The organism is Nesterenkonia pannonica (assembly GCF_019575955.1).
Taxonomy (GTDB): domain Bacteria; phylum Actinomycetota; class Actinomycetes; order Actinomycetales; family Micrococcaceae; genus Nesterenkonia; species Nesterenkonia pannonica.
Genome location: NZ_CP080575.1, coordinates 1950529 through 1975751 on the forward strand (window position 1 = coordinate 1950529; position 25223 = coordinate 1975751).

The 25223-nt window shown below is 64.3% G+C and carries 17 protein-coding genes and 12 pseudogenes; 12 read left to right on the forward strand and 17 right to left on the reverse strand.

Annotated features, from left to right (window positions below):
* Nucleotides 1–219: 219 nt before the first annotated feature.
* Nucleotides 220–510: pseudogene (clpS, locus tag K0H76_RS13935) on the reverse strand (ATP-dependent Clp protease adapter ClpS); the annotation flags it as partial.
* A gap of 63 nt (nucleotides 511–573) precedes the next feature.
* Here clpS and K0H76_RS13940 point away from each other — a divergent pair.
* Nucleotides 574–1845: pseudogene (locus tag K0H76_RS13940) on the forward strand (nicotinate phosphoribosyltransferase).
* A 54-nt stretch (nucleotides 1846–1899) separates the two neighbouring features.
* The gene (locus K0H76_RS13945; RefSeq protein WP_258933375.1) at nucleotides 1900–2544 is read left to right on the forward strand and encodes an isochorismatase family protein; all 645 of its coding nucleotides are present in this window, start codon (nucleotides 1900–1902) and stop codon (nucleotides 2542–2544) included.
* Between the two features lie 7 nt (nucleotides 2545–2551).
* Here the strand turns inward: K0H76_RS13945 and K0H76_RS13950 are convergent.
* From K0H76_RS13950 to leuC, 9 genes and pseudogenes are all read right to left on the reverse strand, one after another.
* Nucleotides 2552–4326, reverse strand: a pseudogene (locus K0H76_RS13950) (DEAD/DEAH box helicase).
* Complete coding sequence (locus K0H76_RS13955) at nucleotides 4327–4533, reverse strand: DUF3039 domain-containing protein (protein WP_258933376.1); 207 nt, start codon at nucleotides 4531–4533, stop codon at nucleotides 4327–4329.
* A gap of 171 nt (nucleotides 4534–4704) precedes the next feature.
* Nucleotides 4705–5866: pseudogene (locus tag K0H76_RS13960) on the reverse strand (D-alanine--D-alanine ligase).
* Nucleotides 5863–6863 (reverse strand): annotated as a pseudogene (locus K0H76_RS13965) (NAD(P)-dependent glycerol-3-phosphate dehydrogenase). The pseudogenes K0H76_RS13960 and K0H76_RS13965 overlap by 4 nt, the downstream one beginning before the upstream one ends.
* Nucleotides 6860–7300 carry a 1-acyl-sn-glycerol-3-phosphate acyltransferase gene (locus tag K0H76_RS13970; protein ID WP_258933377.1) on the reverse strand — a complete coding sequence of 147 codons (441 nt, stop codon included), beginning with the start codon at nucleotides 7298–7300 and terminating at the stop codon, nucleotides 6860–6862. Before K0H76_RS13970 ends, K0H76_RS13965 begins: the two are co-directional and overlap by 4 nt.
* Nucleotides 7294–7671, reverse strand: coding sequence for a 1-acyl-sn-glycerol-3-phosphate acyltransferase (locus K0H76_RS13975; protein WP_258933378.1), 378 nt, complete (start codon nucleotides 7669–7671; stop codon nucleotides 7294–7296). Before K0H76_RS13975 ends, K0H76_RS13970 begins: the two co-directional genes overlap by 7 nt.
* Nucleotides 7672–7738: 67 nt before the next feature.
* A pseudogene (murA, locus tag K0H76_RS13980) lies at nucleotides 7739–9037 on the reverse strand (UDP-N-acetylglucosamine 1-carboxyvinyltransferase); the annotation flags it as partial.
* A 107-nt stretch (nucleotides 9038–9144) separates the two neighbouring features.
* Nucleotides 9145–9743: pseudogene (leuD, locus tag K0H76_RS13985) on the reverse strand (3-isopropylmalate dehydratase small subunit).
* Between the two features lie 114 nt (nucleotides 9744–9857).
* Nucleotides 9858–11287, reverse strand: a pseudogene (gene leuC, locus K0H76_RS13990) (3-isopropylmalate dehydratase large subunit); the annotation flags it as partial.
* Between the two features lie 134 nt (nucleotides 11288–11421).
* Between leuC and K0H76_RS13995 the strand changes: the two are divergent.
* Together K0H76_RS13995 and K0H76_RS14000 are read left to right on the forward strand one after the other, a co-directional pair.
* The gene (locus K0H76_RS13995) at nucleotides 11422–12108 is read left to right on the forward strand and encodes an IclR family transcriptional regulator (RefSeq protein WP_258935423.1); all 687 of its coding nucleotides are present in this window, start codon (nucleotides 11422–11424) and stop codon (nucleotides 12106–12108) included.
* A 19-nt stretch (nucleotides 12109–12127) separates the two neighbouring features.
* A pseudogene (locus tag K0H76_RS14000) lies at nucleotides 12128–13480 on the forward strand (UDP-glucose/GDP-mannose dehydrogenase family protein).
* Between the two features lie 33 nt (nucleotides 13481–13513).
* Here K0H76_RS14000 and K0H76_RS14005 read toward each other — a convergent pair.
* From K0H76_RS14005 to K0H76_RS14015, 3 genes are all read right to left on the reverse strand, one after another.
* Nucleotides 13514–13810, reverse strand: a complete 297-nt coding sequence (locus K0H76_RS14005; RefSeq protein WP_258933379.1) for a hypothetical protein — start codon at nucleotides 13808–13810, stop codon at nucleotides 13514–13516.
* A gap of 131 nt (nucleotides 13811–13941) precedes the next feature.
* Nucleotides 13942–14571, reverse strand: a complete 630-nt coding sequence (locus K0H76_RS14010) for an AIR synthase related protein (protein WP_258933380.1) — start codon at nucleotides 14569–14571, stop codon at nucleotides 13942–13944.
* Nucleotides 14562–14864, reverse strand: coding sequence for a pyrophosphatase (locus K0H76_RS14015; RefSeq protein WP_146341449.1), 303 nt, complete (start codon nucleotides 14862–14864; stop codon nucleotides 14562–14564). Before K0H76_RS14015 ends, K0H76_RS14010 begins: the two co-directional genes overlap by 10 nt.
* Before the next feature lie 33 nt (nucleotides 14865–14897).
* Between K0H76_RS14015 and K0H76_RS14020 the strand changes: the two genes are divergently transcribed.
* Genes K0H76_RS14020 through K0H76_RS14035 form a run of 4 tightly spaced genes read left to right on the forward strand, consistent with a single transcriptional unit; the run spans nucleotide 14898 to nucleotide 16802 of the window.
* Nucleotides 14898–15245 (forward strand): YwaF family protein, encoded by a 348-nt coding sequence (locus K0H76_RS14020; RefSeq protein ID WP_258935424.1) that lies wholly within the window; start codon nucleotides 14898–14900, stop codon nucleotides 15243–15245.
* A gap of 2 nt (nucleotides 15246–15247) precedes the next feature.
* Entirely contained in the window at nucleotides 15248–15448 is a 201-nt protein-coding gene (locus tag K0H76_RS14025; protein ID WP_258933381.1) for a YwaF family protein, read from the forward strand.
* Nucleotides 15449–15480: 32 nt separating this feature from the next.
* Entirely contained in the window at nucleotides 15481–16404 is a 924-nt protein-coding gene (locus tag K0H76_RS14030; RefSeq protein ID WP_258933382.1) for an aminotransferase class I/II-fold pyridoxal phosphate-dependent enzyme, read from the forward strand.
* Nucleotides 16347–16802 carry an aminotransferase class I/II-fold pyridoxal phosphate-dependent enzyme gene (locus K0H76_RS14035; protein ID WP_258933383.1) on the forward strand — a complete coding sequence of 152 codons (456 nt, stop codon included), beginning with the start codon at nucleotides 16347–16349 and terminating at the stop codon, nucleotides 16800–16802. Before K0H76_RS14030 ends, K0H76_RS14035 begins: the two co-directional genes overlap by 58 nt.
* Before the next feature lie 265 nt (nucleotides 16803–17067).
* Here the strand turns inward: K0H76_RS14035 and K0H76_RS14040 are convergent, their stop codons facing one another.
* From K0H76_RS14040 to K0H76_RS14050, 3 genes and pseudogenes are all read right to left on the reverse strand, one after another.
* Nucleotides 17068–17481 carry a DMT family transporter gene (locus K0H76_RS14040; protein WP_258935425.1) on the reverse strand — a complete coding sequence of 138 codons (414 nt, stop codon included), beginning with the start codon at nucleotides 17479–17481 and terminating at the stop codon, nucleotides 17068–17070.
* 284 nt (nucleotides 17482–17765) lie between these two features.
* A pseudogene (locus tag K0H76_RS14045) lies at nucleotides 17766–18611 on the reverse strand (alpha/beta hydrolase).
* Nucleotides 18612–18700: 89 nt separating this feature from the next.
* The gene (locus tag K0H76_RS14050; protein WP_258933384.1) at nucleotides 18701–18886 is read right to left on the reverse strand and encodes a hypothetical protein; all 186 of its coding nucleotides are present in this window, start codon (nucleotides 18884–18886) and stop codon (nucleotides 18701–18703) included.
* A 410-nt stretch (nucleotides 18887–19296) separates the two neighbouring features.
* Here K0H76_RS14050 and K0H76_RS14055 point away from each other — a divergent pair, with 410 nt between their 5' ends.
* On the forward strand, nucleotides 19297–19917 hold the full coding sequence (locus K0H76_RS14055) for a hypothetical protein (protein WP_258933385.1): 621 nt from the start codon (nucleotides 19297–19299) through the stop codon (nucleotides 19915–19917).
* A 9-nt stretch (nucleotides 19918–19926) separates the two neighbouring features.
* On the opposite strand, the gene K0H76_RS14060 is transcribed toward K0H76_RS14055, so the two are convergent.
* On the reverse strand, nucleotides 19927–22209 hold the full coding sequence (locus tag K0H76_RS14060; protein WP_258933386.1) for an AAA family ATPase: 2283 nt from the start codon (nucleotides 22207–22209) through the stop codon (nucleotides 19927–19929).
* Between the two features lie 181 nt (nucleotides 22210–22390).
* On the opposite strand from K0H76_RS14060, the gene K0H76_RS14065 reads away from it, so the two are divergent.
* The 3 genes and pseudogenes from K0H76_RS14065 to K0H76_RS14075 all read left to right on the forward strand — a co-directional run.
* Nucleotides 22391–22702: a transposase gene (locus K0H76_RS14065; RefSeq protein ID WP_258933387.1), complete on the forward strand. Its 312-nt coding sequence runs from the start codon at nucleotides 22391–22393 to the stop codon at nucleotides 22700–22702.
* 794 nt (nucleotides 22703–23496) lie between these two features.
* Nucleotides 23497–24701 (forward strand): annotated as a pseudogene (locus K0H76_RS14070) (IS30 family transposase).
* Nucleotides 24702–24739: 38 nt separating this feature from the next.
* Nucleotides 24740–25207, forward strand: a pseudogene (locus K0H76_RS14075) (DDE-type integrase/transposase/recombinase); the annotation flags it as partial.
* Nucleotides 25208–25223 lie beyond the last annotated feature (16 nt).

Here is a 25223-nt window from a genome sequence, read left to right on the forward strand (position 1 = left end):
CAGGTAGGCGAGCTCGGCACGAAAGTGCGCGAACACCGGGTCGGCGAGATCGGCGTGCTCGGCAGGAGCCTCGTCGGAGGCCTCGGCGACCTCCTCGGCGCGCGCCTCGAGCAGCTGGATCACATCAGCGCAGAGCCCTGAGAGCAGGCGACGCTCATGGGTGGTCAGCTCAGCGCGGTATCCGTGCGTGGTGGCGTGAAACGCTCGTGCCATCAGCCTAGCCTCCTCGAGGGTCGCCTGCAGACCATAGTTGTGCATCGCCGTCACGTCCTGCTCCGCCTTCTCCCGACCGGCTGTGGCCACCACAGCGCGGCCTTCGGTGTGCACCTTCATCATCAGCTCCTGCGCCCGCTCCTTGGAATGGCCGAAGTAGCTGCGGAAGACCCACGCCACATAGGACATCAGATTCACCGGGTCATTCCACACGACCACGTGGAAAGGACGCTGCGGGGTCAGCACAGCAGCGAGATCCGTGTCACTGCCCGTGAGGGTCGCACCGTCAGTTGTCATGCCGTCTAGTCTAGGTTCGTGAGCCCCTCCACCGCACTGCTGACCGACCAGTACGAGCTGACCATGGTGCAGGCCGCGCTGCGCTCCGGCGCGGCGCACCGCCGCTGCGTGTTCGAAGTCTTCGGCCGCCGCCTGCCCGGAGGGCGCCGGTACAGGGTGGTCGCCGGCACCGGACGGCTCCTGGAAGGCCTGGAGCGCTTCCGCTTCGACGACGATGCGCTGGCCTTCCTCCGTGAGCGGGGCATCGTGGACGAGCCCACCTTGGACTATCTCGCCACTACAGGTTCTCCGGCAGCATCAGCGGCTACGCCGAGGGCGAGATGTGGTTCCCGCACTCCCCAGTGCTGCGGGTCGAGGCGACCTTCGCCGAAGCATGCCTGCTCGAGACATACATCCTCTCGGTCCTCAACCACGACTCAGCGATCGCCTCCGCCGGGTCACGGATGGTCCAGGCAGCTTAGCGGGACCGTCTCGGACGGCGGACGGCCCTGCGTGGAGATGGGCTCCCGCCGCACCCAGGAAGCGGCTGCGACGGCCAGCGCACGCGCAGCTGCCGTCGTCGGCTTCGCGGCCACCTCCAACCTCCAGGCCGGGCACGACTACGGCATCCCCACTCTGGGCACCGCCGCCCACGCGTTCACCCTCCTCCACGACTCCGAAGAGGAGGCGTTCGCCGCGCAGGTCGAAGCGTTCGGCCCTGAGACGACCCTCCTCGTCGACACCTACGACGTCGAGCGCGCGGTGCGCACCGCGGTCGAGGTCGCAGGTCCGCGACTGGGCGCGGTGCGGCTGGACTCCGGCGATCTCGTCGAGCAGGCCTTCATGGTCCGAGACCTTCTGGACTCACTCGGGAACACCGCCACACGGATCATCGTCTCCTCCGACCTGGACGAGCACGCCATCGCACGTCTCGCCGCGGCACCGGTGGACTCCTACAGGGTGGGCACGCGCCTGGTCACCGGAGCGGGCGCTCCCACGGCGGGCATGGTCTACAAGCTCGTTCAGCATGAGGACAGCTCCGGGGCCAGATCCCCGTGGAGAAGGCTTCAGAGGGCAAGAGCAGCCGCGGAGGCGTCAAGGTGCCCATGAGGACCTACGGCGGCAGCGGAGCAGCAGAGGCGGAAGTCATCGGCATAGGCGCCGCCCGGACACCGCAGCCGAGGCCCGCTTACTCCAGGTTCCGCTGGTGGTCGAGGGCGAGCTGCAGCCGGGATTCACCGGCGCGGAGGGAGTCCGGCGCGCCGCTTCGCGGCACCGGGAGTCCTTCGCAGAGCTCCCACGGGCCGCCCACCGGCTCTCAAGGGCGACCCGGTGATTCCGACCATCCACCAGTGACCTCTGCCGCTTCTTTCGTAGCCTTGGGCCCACCGGGGTCTATACACTCGAAGCATGGCTGAAGCACTCGTGATCGTGGACGTACAGAACGACTTCTGCGAAGGCGGCGCGCTCGCCGTGGAGGGCGGCGCCGCGCTGGCAGCCGAACTCTCCGAATTTCTCGAGGACAGCCATGGCGAGTACGACGTCATCGTCGCCACACAGGACTGGCACATTGAGCCCGGCAGCCACTTCAGCGACTCCCCGGACTTCCAGCGCACCTGGCCCGTGCACTGCGTCGCCGGAACCCGCGGGGCCGACCTCCACGACGATCTCGACACGGAGCGCATTCAGGCACGCTTCCTCAAGGGCCTGTTCGACGACGGCTACTCAGGATTCGAAGGACGGCTGGGCGACCCCGACCGGACCGGCCTCAAGGAGGGCGAGAAGGAGAAGGCCGTCGCGCCAGCCGATGTCATCGAAGAGGGCGCCCCGGACCTCAACACATACCTGCAGCAGCAGGGCGTGGAGACCGTCACCATCGTTGGGATCGCCACCGATCACTGCGTCAGGGCGACGGCCCTGGACGCGGCGGACAACGACTACGAAGTCAGGCTGCTGAAGAATCTGACGGTCGGCGTCGATGAGGACCGCATCGCAGAGACCTACGAAGAGCTCCGTGAGGCCGGAGTCGAACTGCTCCGCAGCGACGAGCTCTGAACAGTGCTCAGGCACGGGTGAACCACAGCTGGACGGTCCTGAGGCGCTCCTGAAGCTGTGACTGGTCAGCTTGAGGGACAGCGGGCCCGCCGCACTTCTCCCGGAGCTTCGTGTGAATGCTCCCCTGGTGCATCCCTGTCTTCGCCGCGTAGGCGGACACAGACTTATTGAGCTTCGCGCGGAGGTCCTTGAGCTGGCGGTGGTCGACCACGTCCCGCTGCCGCTGAGCAGCCGATGGGCTTCTCCTCATCTGCTCGGCCTGCTGCTGGCGCAGCAGCTCAGAGACCTGCTCCGGCTCCAGAAGCCCCGGAATTCCCAGGAAGCCCAACTCCTCATCAGAGCCTACGTCTCCCCCAGGCCGAACTCCTCGCCGTCGAACATGACCCGGTCGAATGACGCCGACGAACCCAGAGCCGCAAACTCTCCGCGGGTCAGCTGGTCCGATGCCTTGTCCTCGCCCTCCTGCTCGTCGAGGGGTCGATCAGCTCGTCACCCTCAGCGGGCCCCTCATGCTCCGTTCCCAAGGCGTGGTCCCGCTCCGCCTCCAATTCGTTGGCGAGGTCGGTGAGCACAGGAACGGACGGCAGGAAGACGCTGGCCACCTCCGCCTTCTTGCGCAGGCGCACGAAGCGGCCGACCGCCTGGGCGAAGAACAGCGGGGTGGACGTCGAGGTGGCGTACACCCCGACGCAGAGCCGGGGCACGTCAACTCCCTCCGAGACCATTCGCACAGCCACCATCCAGTACCGCGACCCGTCGGCGCCGAACTCCTCGATCTTGTTCGAGGCCTCTTTGTCGTCCGAGAGCACCACTGTGGTTCTCTGCCCCGTCAGAGCGTCGAGCTGAGCGGCGTAGGCACGAGCATCCTCGTGATCCGTGGCAATGACGAGACCGCGGCGTCCTGAATGCGATCCCGGACCTTGAGAAGCCGCTGATGGGCCGCGCGCAGCACCGCAGGGATCCAGTCCCCCTCAGGGTTCAGGGCGGTGCGCCAGGCATGCTGCGTGATGTCTTTGGTGGCGGCGCCGCCCTAAGGTCGCCTCCATCTCCTCCCCGGAGGAGTTCCGCCATCGCATCGTTCCCGAATAGGTCATGAAGACCACCGGACGGACGACATGATCGTGCAGCGCGGGCCCGTACCCGTAGGAGTAGTCGGCCTTGGAGCGGCGGACGCCGTCGTTGTCCTCCACGTAGTCCACGAACGGAATGGGAGACGTGTCGGACCGAAAGGGCGTGCCGGTGAGCGCAAGACGTCGCGCCGCAGGATCGAAGGCCTCCTGACCCCGTCTCCCCACGAGAGGGCGTCGCCGGCGTGGTGGATCTCATCGAAGACGACGAGCGTCCGAGCCGCCTCGGTCTTGTTGCGGTGCAGCGCAAACTTGTTGGCCACCTGTGCATACGTCACGGCCACACCGACGAACTGGGCTCCGTGGCGACCGTCGCTGTTCTTGAAGTTGGGGTCGATGGCCAGGCCTACGCGTGCTGCGGCGTCCGCCCACTGACGCTTCAGGTGCTCCGTCGGGGCCACCACGTAGAGCCTAAGCTCACCTCACCGGACTCGAAGAGCAGCTTGGCGACCCTCAGCGCGAAGGTCGTCTTGCTTACCCCAGGGGTAGCAACAGCCAGGAAGTCCTTGGGCCTGCGGCGCACATAGAGGTCAAGGGCCTCCTGCTGCCACTGCCGCAGCGTGGGGGCGGTGCCATGAGCCGCGCGGTGCGGCAGGGCAGGCGGAAGTTCCGATCCGACGTCGGTGCCGACGTCGAAGAGAGACGGTTCGCTCACCTACTTCTTGCCGAAGCCGAAGAACCCGCGACCGCCGCCCTCGCCGGAGTCGTCCTTGCCGGACTCGCCGAACTCCTCGTAGATCTCTTTGCACTCAGGGCACACGGGGAAGCTCTTCGGATCGCGTGAGGGAACCCACACCTTGCCGCAGAGCGCCACCACGGCGTTGCCCTCGACCATGGACTGAGTGATCTTGTCCTTCTTCACGTAGTGGGCGAACCGCTCGTGGTCCCCTGGCTCGGAGACCTGGGGCGCAGTCTCCCGCTCAATGGTTGCCGCACCCCGGTGGAAGGGGCTGATGCTGGGTCAGCGGTGCGCATGGTGATGTCGTCAATGCCGATCATGGTGAAGGACCTCCGTCAGTCGATGCACGCCATTCTATCGAAGGCCCGTGGGGCGCTCCAGGGCGAGTTGGATGAGCTCTGTGATGAGCTCCGGGTAGGAGAAGCCGCTGGCCTGCCACATCTGCGGGTACATGCTGATGGGCGTGAATCCGGGCATGGTGTTCACTTCGTTGACGACGATGCGCTCGCCTTCGGCGGCCGCAGCATCATAGAAGAAGTCGGCGCGCGCCAGGCCCTCACCATCGATGGCCTCGAAGGCGATCACCGCCTGGCGGCGGATCTCATCGCTGACCTCATCGGGCAGATCTGCCGGGCATGAGAGATCAGCTGCGGCGGCGTCGGTGTACTTCGCCTCGAAGTCGTAGAACTGGTGGTGCTCAGCGCCGTCGTGCACCACTATTTCGCCGCACACCGAGGCCCGCGGCGCGCGTGCGCGGCTGCTCCGAGGACGCCGCACTCGATCTCCCGGCCGGAGACGCCCTGCTCGACGACGACCTTGGCGTCGTGCTGGTGGGCCTGAGCGATCGCTTCGACGATCTCGGACCAGCTGTCGACCCGGCTCACGCCCATTGATGATCCGCCCCGGGCGGGCTTCACGAACACCGGCAGGCCCAGACGCTTCACCCGGTCCACGCAAGCTCCTGCGTCGGAGGCCCACTCCCGAGCGGTGATGGTCTCCCAGGGACCGACGCGAAGCCCGGAGGCCTGGAACGCAAGCTTCATGAAGTGCTTGTCCATACCCACTGCGGAGGCCAGCACACCGGCGCCTACGTACGGCACTCCGGCGAGCTCCAGCTGCCCCTGGAGGGTGCCGTCCTCACCGTAGGGACCGTGCAGCAGCGGAAGGACCGCATCGACATGTCCCAGCTCGGCAGCCGTTCCGTCGGCATGCAGCTCCACCAGAGAAGTGCCCGATGAACCAGCATCACGAGCGGATGAATGAAGGATGACGGAGGACTGCGTCGGCTCCACGCGGGGAAGATCACCGGCGCCGAATGCGTGCGTGCGGGGTCCGCCGTGGGCCGCGTCCACTGCCCTGCCTCGGTGATCCCGACCTCGACCACGTCGTACTTCTGCGTGTCGATGGCGTTGAGGACCCCCGCTGCAGTGACGCAGGAGACCGCGTGCTCGGAGGACTGGCCGCCGTAGAGGACCAGAATGCGCGGTTTGGCCGTCGGCTCGGATGGCACGGTCAATGCACCTCTGCTTTCAGGTCCCGGGCCAGGAGAGACCCGACGATGTTGTCCACGGTCATGGATCCTTCGAGCACCGATACCACCGCTTCGCAGATCGGCATGTCCACTCCATAGCGGCGCGCCAGGTCCAGGACGGCTGCTGCGGACTTCGTCCCCTCGGCCGTCTGGGTCATCGCTTCGCTGACCTGCCCGGGCGTCAGCCCTTCTCCCAGCAGACGCCCCGCGGTGCGGTTGCGGGACAGCGGCGACCCGCAGGTGGCCACCAGGTCTCCCAGGTAAGCAAGCCCGGCGAAGGTCTCCTGGCGTCCGCCCAGGGCCAGCCCCAATCGTGTGGTCTCCGCGAGACCGCGGGTGATGACGGAGGCTTTGGAGTTGTCGCCGAGCTGCTGCCCGTCGCAGATGCCCACCGCCAGGCCGATGATGTTCTTCAGAACTCCTCCGAGCTCCGTGCCGATCACGTCAGAGTTGACGTAGGGCAGGAAGTAGGAAGTCTGACAGAGCTGGGAAAGCTGCTCGGCGACAGAGGAGTCTGAGCAGGCAATCACCGACGCCGTGGGCTCCTCGCGCGCGATCTCCGCTGCGAGGTTGGGGCCTGAGAGCACGGCGATCCTGTCCGGAGGCAGCCCGAGCTCATCGTGGATGACTTCGGACATGCGCAGGTCGCTGATTCGTTCGAGGCCCTTGATGAGCGAAACCACGATCGCCCCCGGCTTCAGGCTCCCCTTCAGATGCGACAGCTGCTCACGCAGGCTCTGAGCCGGAACGGCGAGAAAGATCACCTCAGCGTCGCGGACAGCTCGGTCCGCATCCGAGGTGGCACGGATGCCCGTGGGCAAAGACACCTCGGGGAGATACGCGCTGTTGGTCCGGTGCGTGCTGATCTCGTGGGCGACCTCCTCGCGACGCGCCCAGAGCGCGACGTCCTGGCTTACGTCGGCGAGCACTTTGGCGAAGGTGGTCCCCAGGATCCTGCTCCGAGAACCGCAGTGGGACTCATTCGTCCGATCCCTCCCCGGTGCGATCCGCGTGCCTGTCCTGCTGCTCAGCCCGGGCCCGCAGCTGATCGCGAGGCACACGCTGGCTGATGTTTCTGTCCCATATCAGCTCAGGAGCGGGTTCGCCGCGCAGTCGGCTGACACCTTCGGTCAGTGCCTGCTCGATGCGCTGGGTCGCCTGGGCCAGCACGGTGCGGCTCAGCGGCCTGCTGCGCAGATCGGACATGTCCAGAGGTTCGTCGGCTCGCAGCGTGTAGGAGCGGCGCGGCAGGATCCTCGGGGTCTTGGAGCCATAGGGCAGGAATCGGTGGGTGCCCCAGTGGGTCAGGGGAACGATGGGAGCCCCGGTGGTCAGTGCTAGACGCGCGGCGCCGGTCTTCATGCGCATGGGCCACTGGTCAGGGTCGGTGGTGAGGGTGCCCTCGGGGTAGATCACCACGGCCCCGCCCTCCTGGAGGATGCCGTGCGCGATGTCCAGCGACTCCGGGACCTGTCGCGCGCATTGCGCGTCACCGGTATGAGCTGCAGCTCACTCATGAGCGTTCCGAGGACGGGAACGCGGAACAGCGAGTCCTTGGCCATGATGTGAGGGGTGGTTCCGCTGCGGTAGACCGCGTGCAGCACCGCGAGCGGATCGATGAGGCTCACATGATTGGCTACGACGATGCAGCCGTCGGAGGGGATGTTCTCGAGTCCGTGCCACTCCTTGCCCATCAGAGCGTTCATGCCGGGCCGGACAAGACCTGCCGCGAGGTACCAGGCCGGAGAGCGGCGTGCCGTCTCCTGCGCCGAAGATCCGTTGGCGTCCACCTGTGGACTCATCCGCCCGCGGCGACGGTTTACTGAGGGCCGGGGCCCCAGCCTTCTCGATGTGGATGTCCGCACCGAGAGCTTCGATCTTGTCGATGAAGTGCTCGTACCCGCGGTTGATGATCTCGATGCCGGTGACGTTGGACGTGCCCTTGGCAGCCAGCGCCGCGATAAGGTGAGAAAATCCGCCGCGCAGGTCAGGAATGTTGATGTCGACACCGGTGAGCTCACTGGCTCCTGAGATCACAGCGGAGTGGAGGAAGTTGCGCTGGCCGAATCGGCAGGGGTTGGAGCCCAGGCACTCGCGGTGGAGCTGGATCGAAGCTCCCATGCGCGTGAGCGCATCCGTGAAGCCGAACCGGTTCTCGTAGACGGTCTCGTGCACGATGGACACGCCGTGAGCCTGCGTCAGGGCCACCACCATCGGCTGCTGCCAGTCAGTCATGAAGCCCGGATGGACGTCGGTCTCCAGCACTAGGGGCTGGAGCTGCCCGCCGCCGTGCCAGAACCGGATCCTCCTCGTCCACCTCGAACTCTCCGCCGATCTTGCGGTAGATGTTGAGGAAGCTGGTGAGGTCGCGCTGCGCTGCGCCCTTGACGTAGATGTCGCCGCGGGTGACGAGAGCAGCCGAGGCCCAGGACGCGGACTCGTTTCGATCGGGAATCGCCTGGTGGCGGAATCGTCCCAAGCGAGAGACGCCTTCGATGCGGATCGTCCGGTCTGTGTAGACCGTGATCATCGCTCCCATCTGCTGCAGGATCGCGATGAGGTCATGGATCTCCGGCTCCACAGCGGCGTTGCGCAGCTCAGTGATGCCCTCAGCCAGCACAGCAGTCAGCAGCACCTGCTCGGTCGCGCCCACCGATGGGTAGGGAAGCTCGAGCTTGGCACCGCTGAGGCCCTTGGGCGCTGAGATGTGGATGCCGTTGGGCTGCTTGTCCACCACAGCGCCGAAGTTGCGCAGCACTTCGAGGTGATAGTTGATGGGGCGATCGCCGATGCGGCACCCGCCCAGATCAGGAATGAATGCTTCGCCGATCTTATGCATCAGCGGCCCGCAGAACAGGATGGGGATCCGCGAGTCCCCGGCATACGCGTCGATCTCGGAGTATTCGGCCAGGTAGGTGTTGCGCGCATCGAGGCTCAGGTCCCCGGTCAGCGGGTCAGCGTCCACCTTGACCCCGTGAATCTGCAGCAGATTCCGGACGATCTCGACGTCCTTGATGTCAGGCACGTTGCGAAGCTCGGAGACTTCGCTGCCCAGCAGAGACGCCACCATGGCCTTGGGCACCAAGTTCTTGGCACCGCGGACGTGCACCGTGCCTTCGAGGGCTTCCCGCCCTGAATTGTGAGCAGCTTGCCCATATGTATGACGTGGTCCCTTCGATCCAGCGGATTCCAGCCCTGCCACTGTACCCGATGGGGTTCGGGGGCTCTTCAGCTTCGCGGACGGCGGAGGCGCCCGCAAGCGGCTACACCTTAGCCGGAAGCGTCGCGGGTTTGAACCCCGGCCGGGTTCCCTCGAAGGCGTCGATGGAGGCTTTCTGACGCAGCGTCAGGAGATGTCGTCCAGGCCCTCCAGCAGGCGCCACCGCGTGTAGTTGTCGATGTCGAAGGTGGTCTCGACGCTGCCGCAGACCACCGTGCGGCCCTCCAGGTCCACTGTGATCTCAGCGCCGGGCTCACGCTGGAGCTCCTTGAAGATGAGCTCGACGTCTGGCTGAGCGACCTTCGCCGCGAGGAGGCCCTGCTTGGCCGCGTTGCTGTAGAAGATGTCGGCGAACCGGGAGGAGATGACCACCTTGAAGCCATAGTCCCGAAGCGCCCACACGGCATGCTCACGGGATGACCCCGTGCCGAAGTCGGGGCCCGCGACGAGGACGGTGCCGTGCTTGAAGGGCTCCCGGTTGAGGACGAAGTCCTCCTTCTTCCTCCACGCGTAGAAGAGGGCATCCTCGAACCCGGTCTTGGTGATGCGCTTCAGGAAGACGGCGGGGATGATCTGGTCAGTGTCGACGTTCGACTGGTTCAGCGGCACGCCGATGCCGGTGTGCGTCGTGATGGGTTCCATGGGGAGCCTTCCTCGGTGGTCTGCTGCGGGGCCGGGCCTGCGTGAGCGGCCCTGAGGAGAGCGGGGCGGATGCCGCCGCTGCGGACTATGCTTAAGCACCGGCGCGCCTGCGCCGACGTCGGAGGGCGACGAGAGCGTGCCGCGGATCGCGGTAGCGGCGGCCACGACGGGCGAGACCAGGTGGGTTCGACCGCCCTTGCCCTGCCGTCCCTCGAAGTTTCGGTTCGAGGTGGAGGCGCACCTCTCGCCCTCTGCGAGCTGGTCGGGGTTCATGCCCAGGCACATCGAGCATCCGGCGAACCTCCACTCCGCCCCGAAGTCCTTGAATATCCGGTCCAGGCCCTCTGCCTCAGCGTCGAGCCGGACCTTCGCGGAGCCTGGAACAACAATCATCCGCACATCGGGGTCCTTCTCGCGCCCCTGATGATCTCTGCGGCCTTTCGCAGGTCCTCGAGGCGCGCGTTGGTGCAGGAGCCCAGGAAGACGGTGTCGACCCGAACGTCGCGCATCGGTGTGCCCGGGGCCAGATCCATGTACTGCAGGGCACGCTCAGCCGACTCGCGGTCGACCGGGTCGTGGAAGTCGGAGGGAACGGCACTGCCTCGCTGAGGCTCACGCCCTGCCCCGGATTGGTGCCCCAGGTGACGAACGGCTCCAGCTCATCGGCGTCGATGATGATCTCCGCATCGAACTGGGCCCCCTCGTCGGTGCGCAGCGAGCGCCAGTACTCGACGGCGTCGTCCCAGTCCTTGCCGGTCGGCGCGTGCGGGCGGTAAGCAACGAATTCGAACGTCGTCTCGTCGGGAGCGATCATGCCTGCCCTCGCCCCGGCCTCGATGGACATGTTGCAGATCGTCATCCGAGCTTCCATGGACAGCTGCTCGATGGCGGTGCCGCGGTACTCGAGGACGTAGCCCTGGCCTCCGCCGGTGCCGATCTGGGCGATCACGGCCAGAATGATGTCCTTCGAGGAGACTCCCGGACGCAGGCTGCCGTTCACCGTCACAGCCATCGTCTTGAACGGCTTCAGGGAGAGCGTCTGGGTGGCCAGGACGTGCTCCACCTCCGAGGTGCCGATGCCCATCGCCAGGGATCCGAAGGCGCCGTGGGTGGAAGTGTGGGAGTCCCCGCAGACGACGGTCATTCCCGGCTGGGTGAGTCCGAGCTGGGGCCGACCACGTGGACGATTCCTGGTTGTCGTCGCCCAGCGAGTGGATCCGTATGCCGAACTCCTCCACGTTGGCGCGCAGGGTGTCCACCTGCTTGCGGCTGATGGGGTCGGCGATCGGCTTGTCGATCTCAAGCGTCGGCGTGTTGTGGTCCTCAGTCGCAATGGTGAGGTCCGGGCGCCTCACGGGACGGCCCGCCAGACGGAGCCCCTCGAACGCCTGAGGGCTGGTGACCTCGTGAATCATGTGCAGGTCGATGTAGATCAGGTCCGGGCTGCGCTGCCCGTCCTTGTCCTCTCCGCGCACGACGACGTGGTCGCGCCATACCTTCTCCGCCAGAGTGAGCGGCTGATCCGCGGATGCTGTCTGTGCCATAGTTCTAGAGAACCACCAGCATCGCCGCGGCTCTAGACCGACACCCTCTGGTCTCACTATTCGGACTATAGTGAGTCTATGGCACACAGCATCCTGCACTCCCCTCAGGGATCGGAGTGGTGGACAAATCGGTGATGATCATGGACGCCCTGGAGGCCGGTCCCGCAACTCTTGCTCAGCTGGTGGAGGTCACAGGTCTGGCCCGGCCGACCGTTCACCGTCTGGCATCGGCACTGGTCCACCACAGGTTCCTCTCGCGCGACGTGCGCGGCCGCTACGTGATCGGCTCCCGCATGGCCGAGCTCGCCCAGGCCGTTTACTCCGATCAGGTGGTCTCCGCTGCCGGGCCCATCCTGCTGAAGCTGCGCGACGCCACGGGCGAGTCCTCACAGCTCTTCCGGCGTCAGGGCGACTCTCGCATCTGCGTGGCCTCGGCGGAGCGGCCCATCGGTCTGCGCGACTCCATACCGGTGGGCACCCAGCTGTCCATGAAGGCAGGATCGGCCGCTCAGGTCCTGCTGGCCTGGGAGGACCACGACCGACTCGTCGAGGGCCTCCGAGACGCCCGGTTCACTCCGACCGTCCTCGCCGGGGTGCCGGCGCGGCTGGGGGAGTCTCTGGGCGAGCGCGAGCCCGGCGTGGCCTCGGTCTCAGCCCCGGTGCGGGGTCCCTCCGGGCGCGTTCTCGCGGCAGTGTCCATCTCCGGCCCCATCGAACGGCTCTCCCGCCAGCCGGGCCGACGGTTCGCCCACGTGGTGTCTGCCGCGGCTCAGCAGCTCACCGAGCTGGTGCGGAAGAACCCCGAGAGCGACCTGCGGTAGGTAGGCCGTCACCCCGGACATGCGCCGAACCGCTAAGGTGGCGTCCGTGACTCTCAATATTTCTGTGATCGGCACCGGATACCTGGGCGCCACGCACGCGGCGTGCATGGCCGAACTCGGCTTCGACGTCCTCGGCGTGGACGTCGACCCTGAGAAGGTCGACTCCCTCTCGCGCGGCGAGCTTCCCTTCCACGAGCCCGGTCTGCCCGAGCTGATCCGCAAGCACGTCGACTCCGGTAGCTTCGCTTCACCGCGGACGTCTCTGAGGCTTACTCATGGGCCGACGTCCACTTCATCTGCGTGGGCACCCGCAGGTAAGAGGCGGCACCGGCGCGGACCTCACCTACGTCGACGCTGCCACGACCGACCTGATCGCCTCCATCACCAAGGACTCGCTCGTCGTCGGCAAATCCACCGTCCCCGTCGGCACCGCCGCCCGGCTCTCAGGGCTGGTGGCCGAGACCAAGAACGACGGGGTGAGCGTCTCGCTGGCATGGAACCCTGAGTTCCTGCGCGAGGGCTTCGCCGTGGAGGACACCCTGCGCCCCGACCGTCTGGTGGTGGGCACAGGGTCCGAGGCCGACGAGGCTGTTCTGCGGGAGGTGTACGCCGAAGCCCTGGGGCGCGAGACCCCTGGATCTCCACAGACTTCGAAACGGCTGAGCTCGTCAAGGTCGCCGCCAACGCGTTCCTCGCCACCAAGATCAGCTTCATCAACGCCTTCGCAGAGGTCACCGAGAACGTCGGGGGCAACATCACCACCCTGGCCGACGCCATCGGATTCGACACGCGCATCGGCCGCAAGTTCCTCAACGCCGGAGTCGGCTTCGGCGGAGGCTGCCTGCCCAAGGACATCCGTGCGCTGCAGACCCGCGTGGCCGAGCTGGGCCTGGACCACTCGATGAAGTTCCTCGATGAGATCGACCAGATCAACCTGCGCCGCCGCAAGAAGGCCGTCGCACGAGCCTTCGAACTCCTGGACCAGGACGTGGTCGGCAAGAAGATCGCCGTGCTCGGCATCACCTTCAAGCCTCTCTCCGACGATGTGCGCGACTCCCCAGGGCTGGACGTCGCCGCGCGCCTCTACAACGCAGGCGCGGATGTGGCCGTCTTTGACCCCGAGGGCAACCACAATGCTGCCAAGCGCTACCCCCGGCTGGGCTACGTCCAGAGCCTGGAAGAGGCGGTCCGGGATGCGGAGGTGGTCATGCTCACCACAGAGTGGAACGAATTCAAGTCGCTGACGCCTGCCGATCTTGAGCCCCTGGTGGCGTCCAAGCGGTTCATCGACGCCCGCAATGTCCTCGACGCCAAGCACTGGGAGGCCGAGGGCTGGTCCTTCGCCCAGCTCGGCCGCAAGTTCGAGGGCTGACCTAGCCCTTCAAGGAGTCCCAGCCCGGACTGCTCATGCCCCAAGGGTGAGCACTCCGGGCTGGTCTGCGTCTGAGGCAATGACGGTGCCGATTCGGCTGAAGCCCTCCGGAAGCTCGGCCTGCGGCGGGAAGGTGACGAGGAGGGAGTAGTCCTCGCCTCCGGTGAGAACCCATTCCAAGGCCAGCTCCTCGTCCCGCTCGAGGCCCTGGGCTGCCTCGGCGAGCTGCTCGGCCCGCGCCCGCAGCGCGTCCTCATCGAGCTCAAGGCGCACTCCGGAAGCCTTGGCCAGCCTGCCAGCGTCTCGGAGGAGTCCGTCCGAGATGTCCATGCTTAGCGCTTGCCCCAGCAAGCACGGCGATTCGTCCCTCGACGAGCGGCGGATGCGGTCGCTTCTGGGCGGCGAGCGCCCGCCGGACGGTGGGAGTCGAGCTCCAGTGCTGCGGATCCGGGCTGTCGAGCTCAGTGCCCGGGCTCTCCAGCAGCGCCAGTCCAGCGGCGGCGTAGCCCAGGTTTCCTGCCACAGTGAGCAGGTCTCCGGGATGCGCCCCGTCGCGCCTTAGCCCCGGCGAACCGGACAGGCCAGGTATCCGCTCGGGGAGCTCCCCACCGCCGTGATGGTGACGGCGATCGTATCGCCGGAGCCGAGGTCTCCCCGGCGATGACGCACTGTTCGGCACCTGGCTGGGAGCATGCGCGGATGATGCCGCGGGTGAAGTGCTCCGCCCAGTCTGCGCTCACATCTCCCGGCAGGGTCAGAGAGATCAGCAGAGCGGTGGGCTCTGCGCCCATGCCGTTGATGTCGGAGAGGTTCTGGGCGGCGGCCTTGGATCCGATGTCCATAGCTTCCGCGACGGGGTCGCTCCACCATGTGCGCCTGAAGTCCTGGCCCTCGCTCATGGTGTCCGTGGTCATGACGATGCGGCTCCCCGGGCTCGGGCTGAGGACCGCTGCGTCGTCGTTGCCCGGACCCAGTTCCAGACCCACATGGCCGCGACTGGCGTTGAACGGCTTCACCACGCCCATGAGGGCCGCCAGAACGGCGTCCTCGCCTGCGTCGGCGACGGTCTGCGCTGTGTCGCTCAGGCCCATTTCAGCCACTTCTCCTCCACGGCCTGCTCCACGTCCACGTCATTGTGGTGGGCCAGCAGGAGCAGCTGCCCCAAGACGTCTGCCACTTCGGCGTCGAAGGCGTCCCGGCGCTGCTTCTCGGTGGTGCCCCGATCACGCCCCATGCCGCGCAGGTCGATGAACGCTTGAGTGAGCTCTCCGACCTCTTCCTGGAGCTTGAGCATGAACCATTCGCTGGTGCGGTCGATGCTGTTGCTCTGCGCATACCGGGATGAGATGGGCTCCAGGGCATCGATGATCTCCGAGATCTGCATCGCTCCAGCGTATCCGGCAGACTGAAGTGTGTGATGTTCGGAACTGCGCACCTCATTCTTCTGGGCGTCGCTGCTGCCTGCGCAGGGATGACCCTCTGGGGCGTGCCGAAGCTGACCCGCCCCGATGTGGTCTTCCGGACCGCCGGTTGGCTTCTGCTGGTCCTGTCGGTGCTGTACACAGTGTGGCGGCTGCTGCCGGGCCAGTTCAGCTGGGACGGATCTCTTCCGCTGCACTTCTCGGACGCTCTGAGGTTCATCTGTGCCGTGGCCCTGCTCTCGAGGCCCCGCTGGGCGGTGGCGATCGCCTACTACTGGGGTCTGACGCTGAACTCACAGGCGCTGCTCACTCCCCATCCGAGCATGCTGGGGGCGTGTCGGTGAACATGATCTTCTACTGGGTCCTCCACATTGCGGTGCTGCTGGTGCCTCTGGCGCTCCTGCGCTGGGGCTGCCGACCGAGCTGGCGCGATTTCGGCACGGCGTACGCGGCAGCGGTGCTGTGGACTGCGCTGGCCATGCCGATGAACCACCTGCTGGGGACCAACTACGGCTTCCTGAACCGTCCGCCGGAGGGGGTTCGCTGATCGATCTGCTGGGCCCGTGGCCGGTCTATGTCGTGTGGCTCGCCGTCTTGGCTGCTGTGCTGTGGGCCGCCATGACGTGGCCGTGGACGCGCAGGAGGAGCAGCCCGTCTACGATGATCTGGATGTCTCAGCCACCATGGATGCGCGCAGCCGCAGGCGCAAACGTATATGACCAGGAGTCCGGCCGCGTGCTGCCCACGATCTACGAACGGACGACGGCTCTCGGGCAGCAGCATGGGGCGGTGAATCTCGGCCAGGGCTTCCCGGATCAGGAGGGTCCGGCGTGGCTGCGGCAGCTGGCAGCTGAGGCGGTCGGCACCGACGCTGGGCCGTCGAATCAATACCCTCCGGGGATGGGCTTCCCGTGGTTCCGGGAGGCGGTGGCAGACCATCAGCAGCGGTGGTACGGGGTCGCATTGGACCCGCAGACCCAGGTGATGCACACCACGGGCGCAACAGAGGCGATCACCGCCTCCATCCTGGCCTTAGCGGAGCCCGGCTCTGAGATCCTCACGTTCGAGCCGTTCTACGACTCCTACGGAGCTGTCGCCGCATTGGCGGGGGCCGAGCTGCGGACGGTTCCGCTGCGGGCTCCGGGGTTCCGCCCGGACACGGCAGCTTTGGAGGCAGCCGTGACGGCGCGAACGTCGATGATTCTGGTGAACACGCCCCATAACCCCACGGGGACAGTCTTCACCGAGGCGGAGCTTGAGACGATCGTGGACATCGCGCGCAGGCATGATCTGGTCGTCATGGCGGATGAGGTCTACGAGCATCTGGTGCTCCCGGGCGCGGACTCTTCGCACCGCACGATCCTCAGCATCCGCGGGGCTGAGGACGTCGCTGTGGCAGTGGGCTCAGTCGGCAAATCGTTTGCGGTCACCGGATGGAAGGTCGGGTGGCTGACAGGAAGCGCGGACCTGGTGAACCGCGTGCGGGGGTCAAGCAGTTCCTGAGCTTCTGCTCGGGACCTGCTTATCAGTTCGCAGCGGCGGAGGGCCTCCGAGATGACCATGGGTTCTTCGCGCAGAACAGGGACGCTCTGGGGGCTGGCCGCGATCAGCTCACGGAGGGGCTGGCGGGTGCAGGGTTCGCCCTGTTCGCGGCGGAGGCGGGCTATTTCGTGCTCGCCGACGTCCGGTCGGTCACGGACCTGACGGCCGCAGAGTTCGCCGTCCAGCTGGCTCAGGAGGCCGGCGTCGCAGCGATCCCGGTGTCTTCGCTGACGCTGCCCGCCACGCAGCAGGACCGCGGCGACGAGCTCAACCACCTGCTGCGATTCGCATTCTGCAAACGCCCGGAGACGTTGGCAGAGGCGTTGAACAGGCTGGCGTCCTGGAGCAGCAGCCGCTGAGTCATACGGCGCGGCGCCGGTGGCGCAGCTGAGCCAACCCCACTCCGGAGAGGCAGATCGCACCTCCGATCATGGCCAGAGGCGGGGCACCTCCCCAGCGTCACCAAGGACATCAGGATGACGACCGCAGGGACTGCCAGCGACGCCGATGCCACCCGACCGGTGGGGAACCGGGTCATCGCATAGCCCCAGAACCAGAATCCCAGGGCGCTGGGCCCGATACCCATATACACTGCCGCCCATACGGTGGCGGCTGAGATCTCTCCTATGCCTGCCGCGGCCGCCGGGGCGAAGGGAAGCAGGGCCACCGTCCCGGCGAGCGCTCCGAGCCATGTGGTGGTGAGCGGATCGAGGTCCCGCAGGACCATCTTCTGCAGGAGCATTCCTGCGGCATAGAGGATCGCGGCCCCGAAGGCGAGCACCAGACCGGTGACAGCCAGCTGGCCCACTCCCCTGCCACGCCGATGAGCGCGATGCCGGAGAGGGAGATGATCATGCCCGCGAACAGAGGGCGGCTGAACGCCTCTTTGAAGAAGACGACTGCGCCGATTCCGACGATGAGCGGCGCGAAGTTCACCACGAGGGCTACGGTGCCTGCGTCGAGGTAGTGGCCTGCCCAGTTGAACAGCAGCGTGTAGAGCCCGAACCAGAGCGCCCTGAAGGCCGCAGCGAAGCCCAGGGCGGCTCGTGTGGGTCTGGGGGCCTCGGTGCACGATCAGAGCCAGGACGGTGAGCGTCAGCGACGCTGCGATGAGCCGGATGAGGGCGAACGGTCCGGGGTCGATGCTGGGAGCGGCCCAGCGGGTCACGACGAACGTCGAGGCCCACATGAGGACGGGCGCAAGGATGGCCAGCAGAGGCAGGATGACACGCGGCGCCGCAGGGGCGGTCGCGGTGGTGGAGGCCTGGGTCACGCTTCATCTTCGCATTTCCGTGGACGTGACCAGGCCCCGCCGCGCGGACCTATTCGCCGAGGAAGGTCGTCAGTGCCGCGTTGAACTCCTGCGCATGGGTGGCGTTGAATCCGTGCGGCGCCCCGTCGATGACCTGCACCGTGCTGTGGGGCACGGCTTCGTGGGTGCGCCTGCCGGACCCTTCGAAGGGGACGATCGCGTCCGCGCCGCCGTGGAGGACGAGGGTCGGCACCGTGACAGTCCTGAGGTCATCGCGGAAGTCGGTGGTGCCGAATGCGCCCATGGCTTGAGCGCCGCGGAGTGGTCGGCCTGGCGGCACTGCGTGATGGCCTCGTGACGCACCGGTTCGCTCACCATCGGCTCCGCACCTCCGGCAGGTGTGAAGAAGTCACGGGTGAACTGGTCGAAGAATGCCTCCGGGTCAGCCTCAAGCTGCTCGGACATCTGCTGAGCACTCGCTTCGTCGAGCGGCCCCTCGGGGTTCTCCTCCGACTGCATCATCATCGGGGTCACAGCTCCGGCGAGCACGATGCTGTGCAGTCGCTGCTGGCCGTGCCGCGAGACGTATCGGGCGACTTCGCCTCCGCCCATGGAAAATCCGACGAGGGTGACGTCCTGGAGGTCCAGCTCGTCGAGGAGCCCGGCAAGGTCATCGGCGAACGTGTCGTAGTCGTACCCTCCAACCGGCTTATCGCTGCGGCCGAAGCCGCGGCGGTCGTAGGCGATGACTCGGTAGCCGCCCCGGTCAGGGCCTGCTTCTGGTTCGACCATGCGTCGGCGTTCAGCGGCCAGCCGTGGATGAGCACAAGGGGCGGCCTGAGCCGCCGGTGTCCTCCACGTGCACGCTGACATCCTTCAGGCCGAGGAGCCGTGTGTTGACTGCTGCTTCTGACATGGCATGATCCTTTCCGTCGAGGAGGTGACTCTTCGCACACTACGGACGGTGCATCTGTGCTTACTGGACACACAGGCGGAGGATGCTGATCAGCTGCGGATCCGATGCAGCTCCGCGCGGAGATCCAGCCGTCCGTACAGGCGCGGGATGCTGCGCGGGTGGTCGATGGCGTGACGCGTCGCAATCACCGCTCCGTAGGACAGTCCCACGATCACGTCGGCCGAGTCTTCGGGGTTCTGGGCCAGTCCCTGCAGGAGAAGCACTGTGCGAGTCATCGGCTCGCCAGCGTACGGGGTCGGAGAAGGCGGTCACAACGAAAATGCCAGTCCAGAGAATCAACGATGGCCTGGCATTCCTCGTGGTAGCCCCAGCGGGATTCAAGCGAACTGCCGCTGACAAGGGGTTTCTCGTGAAATGGGTTGAAAGATAGCCAAGCCTTTTTCAAGACCCGCCTGTACGGTAATTACCGGACGCTTAAGTTTCGTGCTGCTTTGTTCTTGCTGGGCTTTATCCGCTCCCGAACGCTGACCACGTGTCAAACCGAGGAACGCAAGCAAAAAGATAGACATTCGCAGGTTGCCGGGTGGAATCCACGGATACACCCAGAACAGCCAGTTCCCACCGCGCCGAGTAGCTTCGCCGTAGTCTGCATCTCAAGAGTTCATCGACAAGGAGTAGAGCCTGAATGGACGCAGAACAGCTAACGGGTTGGACCATAGTCTTCGCCGGACTTAGTGCACTATCAGCGATAGTTACAGCCTTAATTGCAGCGTTCACCTTGAGTGCTACTCGCGCTGACAGTCGTGAACGAACTAGACCAATAGTGGTTGCGTCAGTGGAACGGGGACCGAAGTATATTGATGGCACCACGTACGTTGTCGTTGGTAACTACGGACAAACTGCAGCACGCAACGTCGATGTCTCGTGGATCCAGGAGTTCACGATTATCGACGATGTGAACGACGCTGGTAGCAACACCGCTCGCGCCTTCAAAGAGACGTTCGAGCATCCCATCAGCCTTCTAGCACCCGGTCAGAAACTCTCGGCTATCGTGCGGTTTAAACGACAGACCATCAACCACTACGGCGATTCGTTCCCGGACAAGCTAGACGTGTCAGTGACCTACGACGATGGTCGCGGGGGTAAATGGTATCACCTCAAGAAGCCACGTCAGTACAGTGACAGTTTCATCTTGCAGCTCGACATGTACGACAGCGAGATAAAGCTTGACCGTGGAAGTAAGGACTACCAACAACGCACAGCGGAGGCACTCGAAAGCCTAAATTGGGTAATATGGCATCAGTGACCCCGGTCTCTACACGAGTGGGTCTTCTTTCTTCGTAACTTTCACCATCTGGTCGTAGTGGTTCTTGTCTACTGCACGAATGAACTCCATGCATCGTCGTACCTCTTGGCTCGATGTTCGAGCATCTAAGATGTCGTCCATGATTCGGGGTTGACCATGTGAGAAGCGGTGACAGAAATCTATAACGTCTCTAAACGAGTCGTGCTCAAGGTTGGTCGCTAGTAACTCCACCCTGTCTTTAAACCCAGTCTGAGATGGCATGTGGAACCTAGTGAACGCTTCAAGAACTCTTCGGGCAGCGTTTGGCAGTAGAAAGAGAAGACTGTGGTCCGTGTCATCGGCTAGTCCACTCAAGACGCGTGCGAATAGGAAGTGGTACTCCGTCTTGTGCTGTAGGAACTCATTCGACATGGGTTCCAGCACTGAACGTCTACGCTGACCATCGTGCCCACATCGCATCTCTAAGAAGGAGATCTTTGGATAGGCACGCTCTCCCTCAGCCTTATCTGGTTTCTTGAGAGCAGTGACAGAGTTTATTCTCTGTCGTTCCTGAGACTCTAGAAGCAACCTGAGCATCTCGAAGTCGTGAGTGAGGATTATCGTCTGACCATAATTTTTGAGGGAGTCCAGAAGCCAAGCATGGGTGGCGAAGACAGCTTCTCGGTCCAAGCTGCTTGAAGGGTCATCGACAACTATCAATCGGTTCTCGTCCTTTACCTCCTCCTTCTGGTCCTGTAGATACCTGAGGAAGTACACTAGGGCTAGAGTGTTGCGTTCTCCCTCACTGAGGTTCCTAGCTGGCACCCCCTCGCGGTAACACACATAACCCTTACGGTCAGAAGACAGACGAATACTCAAGTGAGACTTACCGTAGACAGCCTCAAGATCACTCGTGAGCTTGTCTGCCATTTCCTGGGTACTGTGCCGAGCATCCCTAGCCTGAGTGAGAAGTTCTTTAAGCTCCTTCACTTTGGTGTCTAGACTTTGCTGATCCTCGAGAGAAGTCTCGTACTTTGACTTAGCGGTCTCGTACGCGTCCAGTTGCGAAGCCACGAGGTAGTTCGCGGCTTCCTCCGCCTTACCGCTTTTCCACTCTCTGTCCTTATTGACCCGCTCCTTGTGCTTGTCGATCACTACGGAGACGCAAGCACCAGGTTTAGTAGGAAGTGAAGGCAGGATCAGTTCCAAACCGTCAATCTCCGGTGAGGCAGACTTCGTGCGTATGGTCTCAGCTAGTGACTCAAGGAAGCCTGTGATGTTGCCAACGGAGTCTTGCTCCTTGCGCAGTGCCTCACGCAAGTCATCTTGTAAGTCCTCGTAGACAGACTCAACTTGCGGCAGAGAAGAGAGGTAGTGGGCATACTTTGCTGAGGCTTCCTCAACCTTTTCAAGTAGTTCTCTGGCTTCGTCTTGAATCCGCTGACGCGATTCATCGAAGTGCCCTCTAAGCTCTTTAAGCCTTTCAGGTGGAATCACATTCGTGCAGAACTGACAGTTGTCCTGGTCACTATGGAGCGTGAGCGCCGTTTGGAGCCATCTCGCCAGTTCCTTCTTGCCTAGCAGCGCCTCGATAGGCTCGCCCTGCACACTCAGTTCGCACAGCTGCTCTGTTTCCAGCTCCAGATTCTTCAGGTCAGCCGAAGGCAGCATTGGCATGGAAGGCACAGCTGGCGGTGGTTTATGTAGTTCCTTCAGATTCGCCTGATGCTCTTCTTCGGTCAGAACCGACGTGGGCTTCTTCGCAAGCAGCCCTCTCACCTTGTTTACGTTGTAGGCGTTCTTTGTGTAGATACGACTGTCGAACTCTCGCAAGGAAGTGTCGATACTGTCCCGGACACTCTTCAGGATGGTGGACACTGCATCCTCACGAGCAGAAACCTCGCTCACAGCCATATCCAATTGTGGGGTATAGACTTTTAGTTCATCGGCGTACCGCAGCTCATCTTCCTTAGCAGAGCCTGCAGCCTCACCAATAGTGACAATCACATCCGCTGAGTCACCTTCAAGAAACTCACGCAGGTTCTTCGTCACCCACGATTTCGTGAACACGCTGATTTTCACGTCTTCCGGTGCTGAGTCCCTGGTACCGGACCTCGAGGCACTAGGGTCATACCAAACATAAGACTCAGTGCATGTCTTCTCACTAATTTGATAGAGAAGCTCGGCTACGGATGACTTACCGCTGCCGTTGTGACCATAGATAATCGTCCGCTTACCAAAGTTCACACCAGTTGGGAACGTGTTCTCGGCGAGACTACGGAACGGACGCTTCAACTGGAGTCGGGTAAGCATGCTTGGGTCTCCTTCTGACCCGAGTGAACCCACTCGTTTCGGTCACTTAGCTATTGACCTCGCTGGCTACAGCAGAGTCTAGCGTGATCCAGGACTCAGAAGATTGTCACCCGGGGCTGATGCAGGGATAGGTGACATCTGATGTTTAGCACCCTGGTGCTGGGCAGGAGAGGATGTCCCTATGGCAGGAAAGTACCCGGAGGAGTTCCGGGAGGATGTTGTCGCGGTTGCGAATAACCGTGAGGCCGGTGTGAGCCTGAAGCAGATTGCTGCTGATTTCGGGATCAGCTACGCGACCCTGACGAACTGGATGCGCCAGGATGCCACCGATGCCGGTGAACGCGAGGGCCGCACTACTAACCAGAGGGACGAGCTACGTGAGCTGCGCTGGCGGAACCGGTTGTTGGAGCAGGAGAATTTGGTGCTGCGCCGGGCTGCGGCGTATTTGTCTCAGGCGAATCTGCCGTCAAAGGCTCTACCCGCTCGTAGGTGATCTCGCTGCCACCGAGGGTGTTCCTGTGGCGGTGACGTGCCGGGTCTTGAAGATCGCTCGCCAGCCCTACTACCGTTGGCTGGCCAACCCCATCACTGACGCCGAGTGGGAAGAAGCCCACCGGCTCAACGCTCTGATCGACGCTCACCGTGAGGATCCTGAGTTCGGGTATCGATACCTCGCTGATGAGGCCGAGGAAGCTGGCTACCCGATGGCCGTGCGCACCGCGTGGCGGCTGTGCAACGCCCAAGGCGTGGTTTCGGTGATCAGCCGCAAACGCCGAGGCAAAGGCACCCGCCCCGGCCCACCAGTCCATGACGACCGGGTGCAGCGGAACTTCCACGCTGATGCACCCAACCAGGTCTGGCTAACCGATATCACCGAGCACCACACCGCTTGGATTCCAGCGATCGTCGCAACACCAGCGGCGAGGAGTGGAGATGCTTACGAGGAAGTACACGGAGCAACAGAGGTTGGCGTTTCTGGCGTTGATCGATCGGGGCGGATCGGTGCGGGCCGCGGCGTTGGCGGTTGGGGTGCACCCGGATCGCGGTTACCGATGGATGAAGCAGGCCGGGTTGTCGACGCCGCGGAGCACGCAGCGGAAGCACACTCCGGAGGACAAAGCGGAGTTCTTCAGACGGCTCGCTGTGAGCGGCAACGTATCGGCGGTCGCACGCGAACTCGGCTTCAACCGGGTCACGTGCTATGCCTGGGCGCATAAGGCGGGGATCTTCACGGGTGCCTACGCGGAGGCGAAGCGACAGGAGTTCCTCAAGCTTCGGCGGGAGGGGATGTCGCGACGCGACGCCGCGGCTCGACTGAGTCTCGAATCCCACCAGGCGCTGGATTGGGACAAGGGCATCCGCGTGTTCTCGAAGGGCCGGATCTACCCCGACGGGAGAGTGGTGCTCTACCGGCCCGAGGAGGTCCTGGCGAACGTGAAAAATCCGAGAACCGCATGGGTGCAAGGCGAACGCGTCCCCGTTGCCCGCGTCGAGCAGGTCATCGATGCCCGCTACCTCAGCCTCCTCGAGCGAGAGCGACTGAAGGACTTGATGATGGCGGGTCTGTCGATCCGGAAGATCGCGGCGACGATGGGGCGGGCGCCTTCAACGATCAGCCGTGAAGTGAGACGCAACACCGTCAGCAGGAGCGGCTATCTGCCTCACACGGGGCACCGAGTCTCCGTGAAGCGGCGAGAGCGCCCGCGGACCGCGAAGCTCACCGTCGACGGCCCGCTGCGGGACTATGTCGCCATCAAGCTCAAGAAGCGATGGTCGCCGGAGCAAATCTCCCACCGGCTTCAGCGAGACTTTCCCCATGACCCGGGGATGCGCGTGAGTTGCGAGACGATTTACCAGGCCGTCTACGTCCACGCGCACAGAGAGCTGAGACGCGAGTTGGCTGGCTCACTGCGTCGCGGTCGTTCGCGCCGCAAACCGCACCGTGACCCGCAGACGCGCACGAGCAGGTTCATCGACGAGATGACACCGATCTCCCAGCGACCCGCCGACGTCGAAGGCCGCACGATCCCAGGGCATTGGGAGGGTGACTTGATCGTCGGTGCCGGCAGCGGTTCAGCCGTCGCGACCCTCGTTGAAAGGACCACGCGCTACGTGGTCCTCGGCCATCTTCCGATCGAGCGCACTGCCGATGCTGTTCGCGACAGCCTCATCACCGCACTGCAAGGGATGCCAGCCTCGCTGAAGAAGACTCTCACCTGGGATCAGGGAGCAGAGATGAGCGAGCACCGGGGCTTCTCCTCGCCACGGACATGGCAGTCTACTTCTGCGAGCGGGCTTCACCATGGCAGCGCGGCACGAACGAAAACACCAACGGGCTGCTCCGGCAGTATCTCCCTAAAGGCACCAACCTCCGCACCCAAGACGCCGAGGCCCTCGCCGCGATCGCCGACGAACTGAACGACCGGCCGCGCAAGGCGCTCGATTGGGACACTCCCACGGAGCGGATGAGTGCTTTACTGGGCCCGGGATAGTTCACACCGTTGCGACGATCGCTGGAATCCAAGCCGCTGAGGGCAAGCTGTATCTGTGCGCGATCAAAGACGTCTGCTCACGCCGGATCGTTGGCTATGCGATCGATTCGCGCATGAAGTCCTCATTGGCGGTGCGAGCCATCAACAACGCAGTAGCCCGCCGAGGAGCCGGTGCTGTGGCCGGGTGCATTCTTCACTCGGATCGTGGGTCGCAATTTCGGGCGAAGAAAGTCACCCGGGTCTTGGAGCAGCACGGGCTGACCGGCTCTATGGGCCGGGTCGGCGCTGCCGGGGATAACGCGGCGATGGAGTCCTTCTACTCACTGCTGCAGAACAACGTTCTTGACCGTGAGGTCTGGGCGACCCGGCAACAGCTGCGGATGAAGATCGTTACCTGGATCGAGAAGACCTATCACCGCAGGAGGAAGCAGCAGGAGCTGGGGCGGATGACCCCGGTACAGTTTGAAGCCCACCTATTGGAGCAGGCCGTCGACCTGGCGGCCTAAGAGAGAACTGTCACCT